The organism is Microlunatus ginsengisoli, from assembly GCF_039537205.1.
Taxonomy (GTDB): Bacteria; Actinomycetota; Actinomycetes; order Propionibacteriales; family Propionibacteriaceae; genus Microlunatus; species Microlunatus ginsengisoli.
In genome coordinates, this window is record NZ_BAABAB010000015.1 from 58,084 (window position 1) to 73,060 (window position 14,977).

The 14,977-nt window shown below is 69.3% G+C and carries 21 protein-coding genes and 1 pseudogene; 21 read left to right on the top strand and 1 reads right to left on the bottom strand.

Annotated elements, in window-relative coordinates; genetic code table 11:
- Positions 1–253 precede the first annotated feature (253 nt).
- Together ABD747_RS10840 and ABD747_RS10845 are read left to right on the top strand one after the other, a co-directional pair.
- Positions 254–2,293: an MDR family MFS transporter gene (locus tag ABD747_RS10840; RefSeq protein WP_344804294.1), complete on the top strand. Its 2,040-nt coding sequence runs from the start codon at positions 254–256 to the stop codon at positions 2,291–2,293.
- Positions 2,294–2,499: 206 nt separating this feature from the next.
- Positions 2,500–3,736 (top strand): annotated as a pseudogene (locus ABD747_RS10845) (alpha/beta fold hydrolase).
- Positions 3,737–3,785: 49 nt separating this feature from the next.
- Here ABD747_RS10845 and ABD747_RS10850 read toward each other — a convergent pair.
- The gene (locus ABD747_RS10850; protein ID WP_344804296.1) at positions 3,786–4,724 is read right to left on the bottom strand and encodes an SDR family oxidoreductase; all 939 of its coding nucleotides are present in this window, start codon (positions 4,722–4,724) and stop codon (positions 3,786–3,788) included.
- A 138-nt stretch (positions 4,725–4,862) separates the two neighbouring features.
- Between ABD747_RS10850 and ABD747_RS10855 the strand changes: the two genes are divergently transcribed.
- The 19 genes from ABD747_RS10855 to rplR all read left to right on the top strand — a co-directional run bounded on the left by ABD747_RS10855 (position 4,863) and on the right by rplR (position 14,945).
- Entirely contained in the window at positions 4,863–5,702 is an 840-nt protein-coding gene (locus tag ABD747_RS10855) for a helix-turn-helix transcriptional regulator (protein ID WP_344804298.1), read from the top strand.
- 367 nt (positions 5,703–6,069) lie between these two features.
- Positions 6,070–6,378 carry a 30S ribosomal protein S10 gene (rpsJ, locus tag ABD747_RS10860; RefSeq protein WP_013861994.1) on the top strand — a complete coding sequence of 103 codons (309 nt, stop codon included), beginning with the start codon at positions 6,070–6,072 and terminating at the stop codon, positions 6,376–6,378.
- A 14-nt stretch (positions 6,379–6,392) separates the two neighbouring features.
- Positions 6,393–7,058 (top strand): 50S ribosomal protein L3, encoded by a 666-nt coding sequence (gene rplC / locus ABD747_RS10865; protein WP_344804306.1) that lies wholly within the window; start codon positions 6,393–6,395, stop codon positions 7,056–7,058.
- Positions 7,055–7,816, top strand: a complete 762-nt coding sequence (gene rplD / locus ABD747_RS10870) for a 50S ribosomal protein L4 (RefSeq protein ID WP_425562509.1) — start codon at positions 7,055–7,057, stop codon at positions 7,814–7,816. The genes rplC and rplD overlap by 4 nt, the downstream gene beginning before the upstream one ends.
- Positions 7,813–8,121 (top strand): 50S ribosomal protein L23, encoded by a 309-nt coding sequence (rplW, locus tag ABD747_RS10875; protein ID WP_344804308.1) that lies wholly within the window; start codon positions 7,813–7,815, stop codon positions 8,119–8,121. Before rplD ends, rplW begins: the two co-directional genes overlap by 4 nt.
- Positions 8,122–8,140: 19 nt before the next feature.
- Positions 8,141–8,977 (top strand): 50S ribosomal protein L2, encoded by an 837-nt coding sequence (gene rplB / locus ABD747_RS10880; RefSeq protein WP_344804310.1) that lies wholly within the window; start codon positions 8,141–8,143, stop codon positions 8,975–8,977.
- Between the two features lie 20 nt (positions 8,978–8,997).
- Entirely contained in the window at positions 8,998–9,279 is a 282-nt protein-coding gene (rpsS, locus tag ABD747_RS10885) for a 30S ribosomal protein S19 (RefSeq protein WP_344804312.1), read from the top strand.
- A 25-nt stretch (positions 9,280–9,304) separates the two neighbouring features.
- Positions 9,305–9,736, top strand: a complete 432-nt coding sequence (gene rplV / locus ABD747_RS10890) for a 50S ribosomal protein L22 (protein ID WP_344804314.1) — start codon at positions 9,305–9,307, stop codon at positions 9,734–9,736.
- A 2-nt stretch (positions 9,737–9,738) separates the two neighbouring features.
- Positions 9,739–10,569, top strand: a complete 831-nt coding sequence (rpsC, locus tag ABD747_RS10895) for a 30S ribosomal protein S3 (RefSeq protein WP_344804316.1) — start codon at positions 9,739–9,741, stop codon at positions 10,567–10,569.
- Positions 10,570–10,571: 2 nt separating this feature from the next.
- A complete protein-coding gene (gene rplP / locus ABD747_RS10900) occupies positions 10,572–10,991 on the top strand; it encodes a 50S ribosomal protein L16 (protein ID WP_344804318.1) in 420 nt (139 codons plus the stop codon).
- Positions 10,991–11,272: a 50S ribosomal protein L29 gene (gene rpmC / locus ABD747_RS10905; protein WP_344804320.1), complete on the top strand. Its 282-nt coding sequence runs from the start codon at positions 10,991–10,993 to the stop codon at positions 11,270–11,272. The genes rplP and rpmC overlap by 1 nt, the downstream gene beginning before the upstream one ends.
- Before the next feature lies 1 nt (position 11,273).
- Positions 11,274–11,582 carry a 30S ribosomal protein S17 gene (gene rpsQ / locus ABD747_RS10910; RefSeq protein ID WP_344804322.1) on the top strand — a complete coding sequence of 103 codons (309 nt, stop codon included), beginning with the start codon at positions 11,274–11,276 and terminating at the stop codon, positions 11,580–11,582.
- A 143-nt stretch (positions 11,583–11,725) separates the two neighbouring features.
- A complete protein-coding gene (rplN, locus tag ABD747_RS10915; RefSeq protein WP_344804324.1) occupies positions 11,726–12,097 on the top strand; it encodes a 50S ribosomal protein L14 in 372 nt (123 codons plus the stop codon).
- 1 nt (position 12,098) lies between these two features.
- The gene (rplX, locus tag ABD747_RS10920; protein WP_344804326.1) at positions 12,099–12,485 is read left to right on the top strand and encodes a 50S ribosomal protein L24; all 387 of its coding nucleotides are present in this window, start codon (positions 12,099–12,101) and stop codon (positions 12,483–12,485) included.
- On the top strand, positions 12,485–13,105 hold the full coding sequence (gene rplE, locus ABD747_RS10925) for a 50S ribosomal protein L5 (protein ID WP_344804328.1): 621 nt from the start codon (positions 12,485–12,487) through the stop codon (positions 13,103–13,105). Before rplX ends, rplE begins: the two co-directional genes overlap by 1 nt.
- Positions 13,106–13,143: 38 nt before the next feature.
- The gene (locus tag ABD747_RS10930; protein WP_344804330.1) at positions 13,144–13,329 is read left to right on the top strand and encodes a type Z 30S ribosomal protein S14; all 186 of its coding nucleotides are present in this window, start codon (positions 13,144–13,146) and stop codon (positions 13,327–13,329) included.
- Between the two features lie 254 nt (positions 13,330–13,583).
- Entirely contained in the window at positions 13,584–13,991 is a 408-nt protein-coding gene (rpsH, locus tag ABD747_RS10935) for a 30S ribosomal protein S8 (protein WP_344804332.1), read from the top strand.
- A 28-nt stretch (positions 13,992–14,019) separates the two neighbouring features.
- Positions 14,020–14,562: a 50S ribosomal protein L6 gene (gene rplF, locus ABD747_RS10940; RefSeq protein ID WP_344804334.1), complete on the top strand. Its 543-nt coding sequence runs from the start codon at positions 14,020–14,022 to the stop codon at positions 14,560–14,562.
- The gene (rplR, locus tag ABD747_RS10945; RefSeq protein WP_344804336.1) at positions 14,562–14,945 is read left to right on the top strand and encodes a 50S ribosomal protein L18; all 384 of its coding nucleotides are present in this window, start codon (positions 14,562–14,564) and stop codon (positions 14,943–14,945) included. Before rplF ends, rplR begins: the two co-directional genes overlap by 1 nt.
- Positions 14,946–14,977: the final 32 nt, after the last annotated feature.

Consider the following 14,977-nt stretch of genomic DNA (forward strand, 5'->3'; position numbering starts at 1 on the left):
GCCCTGGTCGACGGAGTAGTAGAGATAGATCAGCAGGATGCCCTGCATGCCGTAGAAGGAGAATCGCTCCCACATCTCGACGCCGAAGAGGTTGGCCAGCAGCCGGGGCTGGCCGAAGAACGTCTTCTCGTGCGCAGGCGGTTTCGTCGCGGCCGTGGTCATGATCACACGATTGCACGTCGGGGACCGGCTGGGCAGCCCCCGACGCGCCCGGTCGTAGGGTCAGCCGTGGAACCCCCGACCAGGAGACCCCGTGGCTGCAGACACCGTGGCGGTTGCCGCCCCGGCGGCACTGACCCGCCGCCGGATCAACATCATCTTCGCGACCGTCCTGCTCGGCATGCTGCTGTCGGCGCTGGACCAGACGATCGTGTCGACCGCGCTGCCGACCATCGTCGGCGACCTCGGCGGCGGCGACCATCTGACCTGGGTGGTGTCGGCGTACATGCTCGCGGACACGATCGCGACCGTGCTGGCCGGCAAGTTCGGCGACCTGTTCGGGCGCAAGCTGGTCTTCCAGGTCTCTGCGGGCGCCTTCGTGCTCGCCTCGGCCGCCTGTGGTCTGTCGGAGTCGATGGGCTGGTTGATCGCTTGGCGGGCGGTTCAAGGCGTCGGCGCCGGCGGGCTGGCAGTGACCGCGACCGCGCTGATCGCCGACGTGATCCCGCTGCGTGAGCGCGGCAAGTACCAGGGTGCGCTCGGAGCGGTCTTCGGCGTGACCACGGTGCTCGGGCCGCTGCTCGGCGGGCTGTTCACCGACCACCTGTCCTGGCGCTGGGCGTTCTACGTCAACCTGCCGATCGGCATCGCGGTGATCGCGCTGGCCAGTTCGACGATCCCCGCGCTGGGCGCGCGTTCGCGGCCGGTGATCGACTATCTCGGGATCGCGTTCGTCGGTCTCGGCGCCGCCGGCGTGACGCTGGGTCTGAGCTGGGGTGGCACGCAGTACGCCTGGACGTCGCCGGTCATCGTCGGCCTGTTCGCGGGATCGCTGGTCTGTTTCGCGATCTTCGTCTGGGTGGAGTCGCGGGCGGTCGACCCGATCCTGCCGCTGCGGCTGTTCCGCGGTTCGGTGTTCAGTGTCAGCGTCGTGCTGGCCTTCATCGTCGGTTTCGCCATGCTCGGCGCGATGACCTTCCTGCCGACCTATCTGCAGTACGTCAAGGGTGTCTCGGCGACGTCGTCGGGTCTGCAGACCCTGCCGATGGTCGTCGGGCTGCTGCTCACCTCGATCGCGTCCGGCACCGTCGTCGGCCGCACCGGCCGCTACAAGGCGTTCCCGATCGCCGGCTCGCTGCTGATGGCGCTCGGCCTCTATCTGCTGTCCCGGCTGGGCGCCGACACCGGGTTCTGGATCCAGGCCGTCTCGATGTTCGTGCTGGGTCTCGGCATCGGCCTGTGTATGCAGGTGCTGACCATCATCGTGCAGAACACCGCCGCCTACCGCGACCTCGGTGTGGCCACGTCCGGCGTCACGTTCTTCCGGACCCTCGGCAGTTCGTTCGGGGCGGCCGTGTTCGGCACGGTCTACGCCAACGTGTTGAAGGGACGGCTGCCGGCGGCCATCGCCGAGGCCGGGCTCGATCCCGCGGCGGCAGCCGGCATCACCCCGCAGGCGCTGCACGCGCTTCCCGCGGCGCAGTCCGGCCCGATCATCGCCGCGTACGCCCACGCCATCCATGTCGTCTTCCTGGCTGCCGTGCCGGTTGCCCTGGTGGCCTTCGTGCTGGCGCTGTTCTTGAAGGAGGTGCCGCTGCGGGACTCCTCGAGGGCCGGCGCCGCCGACCTGGGCGACGGCTTCGGCATGCCGGAGGACTCCGACAGCGAGCACCGGTTGGAGCGCGCGATCGTCGGTGTGCTGCGGCGCAAGCCCCGCTCGGCCCTGGACGCCGTCCGCGCGGCGGGCGGGCTGACCGACGATGCGGCGGACAACTGGGTGATCGGCCAGGTCTACGTCCGGACCCGCGCCGGCGGCAGCACCGACCTGGCCACCATCGCGCGCCGGTTCGCGGTGCCGCCCGCCGTCCTGGCGCCCGCCTTCCGGGCCACCCGCGAGACGGGCCTGATCAGCGGAGACGACGCGCGGCTGGAGCTGACCGACGCCGGCCGGGAGCACGTCCGGCGGTTCGTGGCCGCCCTGACCGAGTGGCTGGCCGGTGAGCTCAGCGACTGGGGCGAGACCGACGACGGCGAGCTGCGGGCCGCGCTCGGCCGGCTGGCCCAGCGCTTCGTCGACGCCGACCCGGACTCCGATGCCGGCCGCCGCCGGGCCGAGGCGCTGTTCGGCGGCTGAACGGCAACGCGGTGACCCGAAAATCCGCACCTCGTGACGCGCTGCCGCGACGCCGGCCGCTCGCGGATCCGCGCAGCACCCGCGCGAGGGGCGGATTCTCGGGTCGAGGGCCCGGCCGAGCCGGCCATCGAACAGTGGTGAAGAGTGGGGATGACTCACCCGGACGTCTCGACGACGTCGGCCCGACGGCGAGGAGGACGAGACGGATGGCTGTGGAGACACCGATCCCGGGTCTGGTCACCGTCGACCACACGCTGTCGCTACCGCTGAACCACGCGGATGCCGGCGGCGAGCGGATCGAGGTCTTCGCTCGTGAGGTGGCGGCGCCCGACGGCCGGGACCGCCCGTTCCTGGTGTATCTCCAGGGTGGGCCCGGCCACGAGGCGCCGCGGCCGACCGGGGTTCCGGCGGCACCGAGCTGGTTGCCCCGGGCGCTGCGCGACTTCCGGGTGCTGATGCTCGATCAGCGCGGCACCGGACGCTCGACGCCGTACGGCGCGCCCGGCGCCGACCCGGCCGCCGATGCCGAGCGGCTGACCCACTTCCGCGCCGACGCGATCGTGCGGGACGCCGAGTCCTTCCGCGAGCACCTGGGCGCCGACCGGTGGAGCCTGCTGGGGCAGTCCTTCGGCGGCTTCTGCTCCTTGCACTACCTCGGCGTCGCACCGGACAGCCTGCGTGAGGTGCTGTTCACCGGCGGGCTCCCGCCGGTCGGCCGCCCGGCCGACGACGTCTACGCCACCACGTACGCCGCGATGCGTCGGCTGAACCAGCGTTATCACCGGCGGTTCCCGCAGGACCGGGAGCGGCTCGCCCGGCTGCTGGACGGCTGTGACGCCGGCGACGTGCGCGACCCGCAGGGCAACCCGATCTCTCGCCGGCTGATCCGCACGATCGGTCACGTCCTCGGAATGGACGGCGGTGCGGAGACCCTGCACTATCTGCTCGAACGCGATCCGGCCTCGCCGGGCGTTCAGCCACGATGCCGCCGCCCTGTTGCCGTTCAACGCACGCAACCCGCTGTACGCCGTGCTGCACGAGTCAAGCTACGCCGACGGGGGCGCCACGCGATGGTCGGCCGAGCGGACGGCTCCCGAGGACTTCGGCGCTGACTCGCTGCTGCTCACCGGTGAGCACATCTTTCCCTGGCACTTCGAGGACTGCGCCGACCTGCGGCCGTACCGGCAGGTCGCCGCCGTCCTGGCCGAGCACCCGTGGCCCCGGCTCTACGACGCCGACGTCCTCGCCGACCTCGACGTGCCGTGCGCGGCGATCGTCTACGTCGACGATCCCTATGTCGACCGCGGCTTTTCCGAGGAGACCGCCGAGGCGATGCCGTCGCTGCGGACGTGGGTCACCAACGAGCACCTGCACAACGGGCTGCGCACCGACGGCGAGCACATCTTCGATCGGCTGCTCGGTCTCGTCCGGGGCGGCGCCTGATCGCTGTCGCTCGCTCGAGGCCTTCCGCTCCCGGGGCCGAGCGCGGAGGTCAGCCCACCCGCACCTGCGTCAGTTCCTCCGAGATGTCCCACAGCCGCCTCGCGTCCTCGGTGCTGCCCAACGGCGCCCACAGCTTCTGCTCGCCGGGCGGCCCGCCGAGGTTGCCGGACCAGCGCGGACCGTAGAAGCCGCCGTCTGCCGACTCGCCCGAGGTGGCGGCGAGCACCGCCGGCAGCTTCGCGCTGTCGACCGTTCCCACCACCAGCCCGTGCGCCGACAGCCAGCGAATGATCCGGACGTCTCTGGTGTCCTCGGTCCGGCCGACCTCGGGCCGGGCGGCGAGCAGGCTCGTCGGTGCGACCCCCGGGTGGGACAGGTTGCTGGTGATTCCCCAGTTTTCAGCCTTGGCGCGCCGGCTCAGCTCGAGGCCGAACAGGCCGACCGCGATCTTGGACTGGCGGTAGGCCCGCATGCCGTCGTAGCCGCGCTCCCAGTTCGGGTCGTCCCAGTTGATGGCGCCGCTGCGCGCGGCGATGCTCGTCTGCGAGGTCACCCGCCCGCCGCCGGCTCTGAGCAGCGGGAGGAGCTGAAGGGTGAGCGCGAAATGGCCGAGGTGGTTCGTGCCGAACTGCACCTCGAAGCCGTCCGCGGTGGTCTGCCGCTCGGGCGGCGTCATCACGCCCGCGTTGTTGACGAGGATGTGGATGGGTGCGCCGTCGGCGCGCAGCCGCGCCCCGAGAGCGGCGACCGAGGCCAGCGAGGACAGGTCCAGCTCCGCCAGCACGAGCTCGGCGCCGGGGTGACTCCGTCGGATCTGAGCGACGGCCGCTTCGCCCTTGCGTGGGTTCCGGACCGGCATCACGACTTCCGCGCCGGCACCGGCGAGCATGGTCGCGATACCGAGCCCGATGCCGTCACTCGCCCCGGTGACGATCGCTCGCTTTCCGCTGAGGTCGGGAACGGCGACGTCGTACTGCCTGCGTGACATGGTGGACTCCTGTGCTGGTCGGATCGGGTGGACGGAACACTTCGCCGTCCCGCACTCCAGCGTTCCTGGCGTCGCGGGGTTTATCCACGGCCTGACGATCCGTGGCTGAGCCGGGCCGCTCCGGGCGAGGATGGACCGGTGATCGATCGAGCCGGTCTCGCCGGGTTCCTCCGCGGGCGCCGCGAGGCGCTACAACCCGAGGACGTCGGGCTACCGCGCGGCCAGCGGCGCCGGACCAGCGGGCTCCGGCGCGAGGAGGTCGCGGCGCTCAGCCACATGTCGACGGACTACTACGCCCGGATCGAGCGCGAGCGCGGCCCGCAACCGTCCGAGCAGATGATCGCGTCGATCGCGCAGGGACTGCACCTGTCGCGGGCGGAACGCGACCACCTGTTCCGGCTGGCCGGCCATCGGCCGCCGGCGGGGGACTCGGCCGGCGACTACGTCAGCCCCGGCATGATGCGGATCCTGGACAGGCTCGACGACACCCCGGCCGAGGTGGTCACCGAGCTGGGTGAGACGCTGCGCCAGTCGCCGCTGGGCGTGGCGCTCGTCGGCGACCTGACCGGCTACACCGGGCCGCCTCGGAGCATGGGTTATCGGTGGTTCACCGATCCGTCGGTGCGCAGCCTCTATCCGCCCGAGGACCACGAGTTCTATTCCAGGATGTACGCGTCCGGACTCCGGGGGGTGCTCGCCCAGCGCGGACCTGGCTCGCGCGCTGCCCGGCTGGCGCAGCTGCTCGAGGCGCATAGCGAGGAGTTCCGCGCGGTGTGGAAGGCGCACGAGGTCGGCATCAAGCCGCGAGAGCTCAAGCGATACCAGCATCCCGTCGTCGGGCTGTTGGAAGTGAACTGCCAGATCCTGCTGGATCCGGACCAGGCGCACTCGCTCCTCGTCTACACCGCCGTGCCGGGGAGCGAGAGCTACGACAAGCTGCGCCTGCTGGCCGTGCTCGGTGCGCCGGCGTCTGTGTGAGGCGCGGCGCTTGCTCGGGGCCCGCCTACACTGGAGCCGGTTCGGTGCCGCCGAACCCGATGCCGGGCACCCGTGCGCGACCAGTTCGGAACTGGTTCGCGCAGAGATTTGATCCGGCGTACAGAACCTGACAGAATCGTCAGGTTGCCTCCGACGGGGTCGCCGGGGTGTGCCATGCGGTCGATCGGTTCTCACGAGCCGATGCAGACGGCGGGGCCACCGAACCGCGAGACTCCCGGGCCGCCCGGCTTCCCGAGCCGGACCACCCCTTGCAGGGCCATCCGTGCAAGAGGCGTGCGTCCACGGAGCGCGACACACCCGACCTCGGGGGTCGGAGACAACCGGTAGCAAGAAGTGAGGACGAACTGTGGCGGGACAAAAGATCCGCATCAGGCTCAAGGCCTATGACCACGAGGTCATCGACAGCTCGGCGCGCAAGATCGTCGACACGGTGACCCGTACGGGTGCCCGCGTCGCCGGCCCGGTGCCGCTGCCGACCGAGAAGAACGTCTACTGCGTCATCCGGTCCCCGCACAAGTACAAGGACAGCCGCGAGCACTTCGAGATGCGCACGCACAAGCGGCTGATCGACATCATCGACCCGACCCCGAAGACCGTCGACTCGCTGATGCGGCTCGACCTGCCGGCGGGCGTCGACATCGAGATCAAGCTCTGAGGACGACAACACAGATGAGCGCCAAGACTGAACGCACCGTGAAGGGGATCCTGGGCACCAAGCTCGGGATGACCCAGTTGTGGGACGCCAACAACAAGGTCGTACCCGTCACCGTGATCCAGGCCGGCCCCTGCGTGGTCACCCAGGTCCGGACGCCCGACTCCGACGGCTACTCCGCCGTCCAGCTCGGCTTCGGGGCGATCAAGGCCAAGAAGGTCACCAAGCCGTCGGCCGGCCACTTCGAGAAGGCCGACGTCACCCCGCGCAAGCACCTGGTCGAGATCCGCACCGCGGACGCCAGCGAGTACACCCTGGGCCAGGAGCTCACCGCCGAGGTCTTCGCCGCCGACGAGGTGGTCGACGTGACCGGCGTCAGCAAGGGCAAGGGCACCGCCGGCGTGATGAAGCGGCACGGCTTCGGCGGCCTGCGGGCCTCCCACGGTGTGCACCGCAAGCACCGCTCGCCGGGCTCCATCGGCGGCTGCGCCACCCCGGGCCGGGTCTTCAAGGGCCTCCGGATGGCCGGTCGGATGGGTAACGAGCGGGTCACCGTGCAGAACCTCACCGTCCACGCGGTCGACGCCGAGCGCGGGCTGATCCTGGTCAAGGGAGCGATCCCGGGCAACAAGGGCGGCCTGGTCGTGCTGCGCACCGCCAACAAGAAGGGAGAGGTGGCGTGAGCGAGAACGCAACGATTTCCCCGGCTGGCGCCGACCGTTCCGTCGACGTCCTGGACGCCACGGGCGGCAAGGCCGGCACCGCCGAGCTTCCCGCCGAGCTGTTCGACGTCACCGCCAACATCCCGCTGATCCACCAGGTCGTGGTGGCCCAGCTGGCCGCCGCCCGGCAGGGGACGCATTCCACCAAGACCCGCGGCGACGTCCGCGGCGGTGGCAAGAAGCCGTACCGGCAGAAGGGCACCGGCCGCGCCCGGCAGGGCTCGGTCCGCGCGCCGCAGTACGTCGGTGGCGGCGTCGTGCACGGCCCGCACCCGCACGGCTACGCCCAGCGGACCCCGAAGAAGATGATCGCCGCCGCGCTCCGCGGCGCGCTGTCGGACCGGGCCCGCGAGGGCCGGGTGCACGTGGTCGCCGACCTCACCTCCGGTGACGCGCCGTCGACCAAGACCGCGCTGGCCGCGATCAAGGCGGCAACGGAGTCCAGCAAGGTGCTGGTCGTGCTGCACCGCGACGAGGATCTCGCGTGGCTCAGCCTGCGCAACGTGGCGACCGTGCACGCTTTGGCGGTCGACCAGCTGAACGCGTACGACGTGCTGGTCAACGACGACATCGTCTTCACCAGCGCCGCGCTGGACGCGTTCGTCGCCGGTCCGGTCTCGGGCAAGTCGGTTAAGGCCGTCGCCACCGAGTCGGAGGCCGAGCAGGTCGAGGACACCAGCGAGCCGAGCAACGACGAGCTGGCGGAGGAGGAGAAGTGAGCGCGGTCAAGATCAGCGATCCCCGCGACGTCTTGCTGGCGCCGGTCGTCAGCGAGAAGAGCTACGGCCTGCTGGACGAGAACAAGTACACGTTCCTGGTCGCACCGAGCGCCAACAAGACCGAGATCAAGATCGCCGTCGAGCAGATCTTCAAGGTCAAGGTGATCGGGGTGAACACGATCAACCGTCCCGGCAAGAAGCGCCGTACCCGGTTCGGCACCGGCAAGCGCCCCGACACCAAGCGGGCGATCGTGACCGTGGCCGACGGCGACCGGATCGACATCTTCTCGGGCCCGGCGGCCTGAGCAGCAGGAGAGACGAACCATGGCTATTCGCAAGTACAAGCCGACCTCGGCCGGGCGCCGCGGGTCCTCGGTGGCAGATTTCGCCGAGATCACCCGGGACACCCCGGAGAAGTCGCTCCTGGTGCCGAGCCCGAAGACCGGCGGCCGCAACAACACCGGCAAGATCACCACCCGGCACATCGGTGGCGGTCACAAGCAGGCGTACCGGCTGGTCGACTTCAAGCGCTACGACAAGGACGGGGTGCCGGCCAAGGTCGCGCACATCGAATACGACCCCAACCGGACCGCCCGGATCGCGCTGCTGCACTACGCCGACGGCGAGAAGCGCTACATCATCGCGCCGAACGGCCTCGGTCAGGGCGCGGCGGTGGAAGCCGGCGAGGCCGCCGACATCAAGCCGGGCAACAACCTGCCGCTGCGCAACATCCCGGTCGGTACCACCATCCACGCGGTCGAGCTGCGGCCGGGCGGTGGCGCCAAGCTGGGCCGTTCCGCCGGCGCGAGCATCCAGCTGGTCGCCCGCGAGGGCAAGAACGCCACGTTGCGGATGCCGTCCGGTGAGATGCGGATGGTCGACGTCCGCTGCCGGGCCACGGTGGGCGAGGTCGGCAACGCCGAGCAGTCCAACATCAACTGGGGCAAGGCCGGCCGCAACCGCTGGAAGGGCAAGCGCCCGACCGTGCGCGGTGTGGCGATGAACCCGATCGACCACCCGCACGGCGGTGGCGAGGGCAAGACGTCGGGTGGCCGTCACCCGGTGTCGCCGTGGGGCCAGCCGGAGGGTCGCACCCGCAACCCCAACAAGGCGAGCAACCGCCAGATCGTCCGCCGTCGCAAGACCGGCAAGAAGCGCTGAGTTAGGGAGCACGGAAGCAGATGCCACGCAGCCTGAAGAAGGGTCCGTTCGTCGACGACCACCTGGCCAAGAAGGTCGAGGTGCAGAACGCGCGCGGGACCAAGAACGTGATCAAGACCTGGTCGCGGCGCTCGATGATCGTGCCGGACATGATCGGCCACACCATCGCGGTGCACGACGGGCGCAAGCACGTCCCGGTCTTCGTCACCGATGCGATGGTCGGCCACAAGCTCGGCGAGTTCGCACCGACCCGGACCTTCCGCGGCCACATCAAGGACGACCGGAAGGCTCGCCGGCGCTGAGCCGGTGAGATCCAGAGGAAATCAGATGAGTACTTCAGAGAAGGCACGCCCGCAGAGCTCGACCGGGGCGGGCTCGCGCCCGACTCGCCGCAACGCCCTGCTCGGCGACCGTCCCGGTTCGTACGCGATCGCGCGTGGTGTCCGGGTGTCCCCGCAGAAGGCCCGCCGGGTGATCGACCTGGTCCGCGGCCTGGACGTCAACGACGCCCTGGTCGCCCTCCAGTTTGCCCCGCAGGCCGCCAGCGAGCCGGTCTACAAGGTGCTGGCGAGCGCCGTAGCGAACGCCGAGCACACCGACAACCTGCGCCGCGACGACCTGTTCGTCTCGCAGATCTTCGTCGACGAGGGGATGACCATGCGGCGGATCCGCCCGCGCGCCAAGGGCAGCGCGAGCCGGATCCTCAAGCGGTCCAGCCACATCACCGTCGTCGTCGAACCGAAAGAGCAGGTGGCCTGAGCATGGGTCAGAAGATCAATCCGTACGGCTTCCGGCTCGGCATCAGCACCGACCACAAGAGCCGGTGGTATGCCGACAAGCTGTATTCGGACTACATCGGCGAGGACGTCAAGATCCGCCGGATGCTGTCCAAGAACCTCGAGCGGGCGGGCATCTCCAGCGTGGAGATCGAGCGCACCCGCGATCGGGTCCGGGTCGACATCTACACCGCGCGACCGGGCATCGTGATCGGCCGCAACGGCGCCGAGGCGGAGCGAGTCCGTGGCGAGCTGGAGAAGCTGACCGGCAAGCAGGTGCAGCTGAACATCCTCGAGGTGAAGAACCCCGAGGTCGACGCCCAGCTGGTGGCCCAGGGCGTGGCCGAGCAGCTCGCCTCCCGGGTGCAGTTCCGCCGGGCCATGCGCAAGGCGCAGCAGAGTGCGATGCGGGCCGGCGCCAAGGGCATCCGGATCCAGTGCTCCGGTCGTCTCGGCGGCGCCGAGATGAGCCGGTCGGAGTTCTATCGCGAGGGCCAGGTGCCGCTGCACACCCTGCGCGCGGACATCGACTACGGCTTCCACGAGGCCAAGACGACCTTCGGCCGGATCGGCGTCAAGGTCTGGATCTACAAGGGCGACGTGTCCGGCTCGCGGGCCGAGCGCGCCGCGCAGAAGGCTGCGCGTAACGCCGCCGGCGGTCGTCAGCGTCCGGGTCGTCCCGGTCGCGGTGATCGCCCGCAGCGTGGCGACCGTCCCGAGCGGGGCGGCCGCAGGCGCGCGGAGGGTGCGGCCGAGGCGGCCGTCGAGGCTCCGGCCACCGTCGGCGCGCCCGAGACCGCAGGAAGTGAGGCGTAGTCATGTTGGTTCCCCGAAGGGTCAAGTTCCGCAAGCAGCACCATCCCGGGCGGACCGGTGCGGCCAAGGGCGGCACGAAGCTCGCGTTCGGCGACTACGGCATCCAGGCTCTCGAGGCCTCGTACCTGACCAACCGGCAGATCGAGTCCGCGCGTATCGCCATGACCCGGCACATCAAGCGTGGCGGCAAGGTGTGGATCAACGTCTACCCCGACCGGCCGCTGACCAAGAAGCCCGCCGAGACCCGGATGGGTTCGGGCAAGGGCTCGCCGGAGTGGTGGATCGCCAACATCAAGCCCGGCCGGGTGCTGTTCGAGCTCTCGGGCGTGCACGAGGACGTCGCTCGCGAGGCCCTGCGTCTCGCGATCCACAAGCTGCCGATGAAGGCACGCTTCATCAAGCGCGAAGCAGGTGAGATCTGATGGCCAAGGCACTGAACGCGGCCGAGCTGCGTGGCCTGAGCCGCTCCGAGCTCAACACCAAGGTGACCGAGCTGAAGGAGGAGCTGTTCACGCTCCGCTTCCAGCACGCCACCGGCCAGCTGGAGTCCCACGGCCGGCTGCGCGCCGTCCGTAAGGACATCGCGCGGATCTACACCGTGCTGACCGAGCGCGACCTCGGCATCGTGGACGACCCCGACGCCGAGGACGCGACCGTCGAGGAAGTGCCCGCGACGAAGTCGCAGGAGAAGGTGAATGCCTGAGATGAGTGAGCAAGTGAGCGAGACCAGCACCGAGACCGTCGAGACCACGCCGGACGCCGGTCGCGGGCGACGCAAGGTCCGGGAGGGCTACGTCGTCAGCGACAAGATGGACAAGACCATCGTGGTCGCGGTCGAGGACCGGGTGAAGCACCGGCTGTACGGCAAGGTGCTCCGCCAGACCGCGCGGCTGAAGGCGCACGACGAGACCAACTCCGCCGGCGTGGGCGACCGCGTCCGGATCATGGAGACCCGGCCGCTGAGCGCCACCAAGCGCTGGCGCCTGGTCACCATCCTCGAGAAGGCCAAGTAACACCGCAGTACGTGCCCTGATCCTTCGACAGGCTCAGGAGAAGGGCGCCCATTCCGCAAGGCCCGGAGCCCTCCGACAGGCTCAGGGCACGTAAGTTCCGCCAGGCCCGGTAGGGAACCGGTGAGACAACCAGGAGACAAGAAATGATCCAGCAGGAGTCGCGGCTCAAGGTCGCCGACAACACCGGTGCGAAGGAGATCCTCTGCATCCGGGTGCTCGGCGGCTCCGGGCGCCGCTACGCCGGCATCGGCGATGTCATCGTCGCCACCGTCAAGGACGCGATCCCCGGCGGCAACGTCAAGAAGGGCGACGTGGTCAAGGCCGTGATCGTGCGTACGGTCAAGGAGCGCCGGCGCGCCGACGGTTCCTACATCAAGTTCGACGAGAACGCGGCCGTGATCCTGCGGGCCGACGGCAGCGAGCCGCGCGGCACCCGTATCTTCGGCCCGGTCGGCCGCGAGCTCCGCGAGAAGCGCTTCATGCGCATCATCTCGCTCGCCCCGGAGGTGATCTGACATGGCAAGCACCAAACTTCATGTGGTGAAGGGTGACCGGGTCAAGGTCATCGCAGGCAAGGACAAGGGTGCCGTCGGCGAGGTGATCGCCGTCTATCCCGAGCGCAACCGGGTGACGGTGGCCGGCGTGAACATCGTCAAGCGGCACGTCCGAGACACCTCGGCGCAGCCGCAGGGCCGGCAGACCACCAAGGGTGGCATCGTCACCCAGGAGGCGCCGATCCACGCGTCCAACGTCCAGCTGCTGGTGAAGGACGAGAACGGCGACGAGGTCGTCACCCGGGTCGGGTACGACCGGGTCGAGGTGACCAAGCGTCGTCCTGACGGCTCGGAGTACAAGGCGTTCCGCAGTGTCCGGGTCGCCCGCAAGACCGGAGAGGAAATCTGATGAGCGCCGCTACTGCAGAGAAGACGCTCCCGCGGCTGAAGCAGCGCTACCGCGAGGAGATCGCGCCCGCGCTTCAGAAGGAGTTCGGCATCGCGAACGTGATGCAGATCCCCGGTCTGGTGAAGATCACCGTGAACATGGGCGTCGGCGAGGCGGCTCGGGACTCCAAGCTGATCGACGGCGCCGTCCGCGACCTGACCACGATCACCGGGCAGAAGCCGGTGGTCACCCGGGCCCGCAAGTCGATCGCCCAGTTCAAGCTGCGCGAGGGGATGCCGATCGGCACCCACGTGACGCTGCGGGGCGACCGGATGTGGGAGTTCGCCGACCGGCTGCTGACCCTGGCGTTGCCGCGGATCCGTGACTTCCGGGGGCTGAACAGCCACCAGTTCGACGGGGTCGGCAACTACACCTTCGGTCTCAACGAGCAGGTCATGTTCCACGAGATCGACCAGGACCGGATCGACCGGACCCGCGGCATGGACATCACGTTCGTGACCTCGGCGACCAACGACGAGCAGGGGCGGGCGCTGTTGCGGCACCTCGGCTTCCCGTTCAACGACAACCCGAAGCCGCCGAAGTCCAAGGTCAAGGGTCCCGCGTACGGGGGCCGCAGGTAGTGAACGCCGTGCCAGAAATGATTTGGGAGAACAGCTAGATGGCAAAGACAGCGCTGAAGGTCAAGCAGGCCCGCAAGCCGAAGTTCGCCGTACGGGCGTACACCCGCTGCCAGAAGTGCGGCCGGCCCAAGGCCGTGTACCGCAAGTTCGGGCTGTGCCGGGTGTGTCTGCGTGACATGGCGCACAAGGGCGAGCTGCCGGGCATCACGAAGTCGAGCTGGTAGTGGCCTTGGGGCTCGGTCGGTCGTCGGCTGCCCAGAACCTGCTCGGGCTACCATCCGCCCTCGCAGGCTCGGGCTCCCGCCAGGCCCGCCACGCCCTACGCAGGATCTGGGCAACCGACGCCCTCCCTCCTGCCCACTGCACCGCCAGCCGTTCATTTGACCCGCAGCTCGAAGACCCAACAAAGACCTAGAACGGGACAGGTCCCAGCGGAGGGTTCCGCTGGGAAACCACTCGAGAAAGAAGAACCTGACAGATGACCATGACGGACCCGATCGCGGACATGCTGACTCGGTTGCGGAACGCAAATCAGGCGTACCACGACACGACGGTCATGCCGCACAGCAAGATCAAGGTCGGCATCGCCGAGATCCTCCAGGCGGAGGGCTACATCGCGGGCTACGCCGTGAACGACCCGGCGGCCGGCGAGGTCGGCAAGACCTTGTCGATCACCCTGAAGTACGGCCAGAACCGGGAGCGCTCGATCGCGGGCGTGCGCCGGATCTCCAAGCCGGGTCTGCGCGTGTACGCGAAGTCGACCGGGCTGCCGAAGGTGCTGGGCGGTCTCGGGATCGCCATCATCTCGACGTCGCAGGGCCTGCGGACGGATCGGCAGGCACACAAGGAAGGCGTGGGTGGGGAAGTCCTCGCCTACGTCTGGTAGGCCGCGGACAAGAAAGGAAGCGCGCACAATGTCTCGCATTGGCAGACTGCCGATCACCGTCCCGGCCGGGGTCGAGGTGAGCCTCGACGGTCAGCAGGTCTCGGTCAAGGGCCCGAAGGGGTCGCTACAGCACACGGTCGCCGAGCCGATCACCGTTGCTCGCGGTGAGAACGGCGAAATCGAGGTGTCCCGTCCGAACGACGAGCGGGTCGCGAAGTCGTTGCACGGCCTGACCCGGACCCTGGTGTCCAACATGGTCGTCGGCGTGACCCAGGGTTATGAGAAGAAGCTCGAGATCGTCGGCGTGGGCTATCGGGTCACGGCCAAGGGCCCGACCGAGCTCGAGTTCGCCCTCGGCTTCAGCCACCCGGTGAAGGTGACCGCTCCGGCGGGCATCACCTTCGCGGTGGAGTCGAACACCAAGTTCGCGGTCCAGGGGATCGACAAGCAGCAGGTCGGTGAGGTCGCCGCCAACATCCGCAAGCTGCGCAAGCCCGAGCCGTACAAGGGCAAGGGCGTGAGGTACGCGGGCGAGAAGGTCCGCCGCAAGGTCGGAAAGGCTGGTAAGTGATGGCTGTCTCGCTTCGGATCAACAAGCACAGCGCGGCCAAGGCCGCGTCGCGGCAGCGTCGTCAGGTGCGCGGGCGGAAGAAGATCTTCGGCTCGCCCGAGCGTCCCCGGCTCGTGGTCACCCGGTCGGCGAAGCACATCTCCGCGCAGGTGATCGACGACGTCGCGGGCCGTACGCTCGCCTCGGCCTCGACGATGGAGGCCGACGTGCGCTCGGCCACCGGCGACAAGTCCGACAAGGCCAAGGTCGTCGGCGCGAACCTCGCCGCCCGGGCCAAGGCCGCCGGGATCGAGCAGGTCGTCTTCGACCGGGCCGGGAACAAGTACCACGGACGCATCGCGGCGCTTGCCGACGGTGCGCGTGAAGCCGGCCTGGACTTCTGAGCGACGAGGGAAGGTAACAACCGATATGAGTG

Bases quoted from the DNA above. Each gene is read 5' to 3' on its own strand.
- ABD747_RS10850 (WP_344804296.1), bottom strand. From the start codon at position 4,724: ATGTCACGCAGGCAGTACGACGTCGCCGTTCCCGACCTCAGCGGAAAG.
- rplC (WP_344804306.1), top strand. From the start codon at position 6,393: ATGAGCGCCAAGACTGAACGCACCGTGAAGGGGATCCTGGGCACCAAG.
- rplB (WP_344804310.1), top strand. From the start codon at position 8,141: ATGGCTATTCGCAAGTACAAGCCGACCTCGGCCGGGCGCCGCGGGTCC.
- rpsS (WP_344804312.1), top strand. From the start codon at position 8,998: ATGCCACGCAGCCTGAAGAAGGGTCCGTTCGTCGACGACCACCTGGCC.
- rplV (WP_344804314.1), top strand. From the start codon at position 9,305: ATGAGTACTTCAGAGAAGGCACGCCCGCAGAGCTCGACCGGGGCGGGC.
- rpsC (WP_344804316.1), top strand. From the start codon at position 9,739: ATGGGTCAGAAGATCAATCCGTACGGCTTCCGGCTCGGCATCAGCACC.
- rplP (WP_344804318.1), top strand. From the start codon at position 10,572: ATGTTGGTTCCCCGAAGGGTCAAGTTCCGCAAGCAGCACCATCCCGGG.
- rpmC (WP_344804320.1), top strand. From the start codon at position 10,991: ATGGCCAAGGCACTGAACGCGGCCGAGCTGCGTGGCCTGAGCCGCTCC.
- rpsQ (WP_344804322.1), top strand. From the start codon at position 11,274: ATGAGTGAGCAAGTGAGCGAGACCAGCACCGAGACCGTCGAGACCACG.
- rplN (WP_344804324.1), top strand. From the start codon at position 11,726: ATGATCCAGCAGGAGTCGCGGCTCAAGGTCGCCGACAACACCGGTGCG.
- rplX (WP_344804326.1), top strand. From the start codon at position 12,099: ATGGCAAGCACCAAACTTCATGTGGTGAAGGGTGACCGGGTCAAGGTC.
- rplE (WP_344804328.1), top strand. From the start codon at position 12,485: ATGAGCGCCGCTACTGCAGAGAAGACGCTCCCGCGGCTGAAGCAGCGC.
- ABD747_RS10930 (WP_344804330.1), top strand. From the start codon at position 13,144: ATGGCAAAGACAGCGCTGAAGGTCAAGCAGGCCCGCAAGCCGAAGTTC.
- rpsH (WP_344804332.1), top strand. From the start codon at position 13,584: ATGACCATGACGGACCCGATCGCGGACATGCTGACTCGGTTGCGGAAC.
- rplF (WP_344804334.1), top strand. From the start codon at position 14,020: ATGTCTCGCATTGGCAGACTGCCGATCACCGTCCCGGCCGGGGTCGAG.
- rplR (WP_344804336.1), top strand. From the start codon at position 14,562: ATGGCTGTCTCGCTTCGGATCAACAAGCACAGCGCGGCCAAGGCCGCG.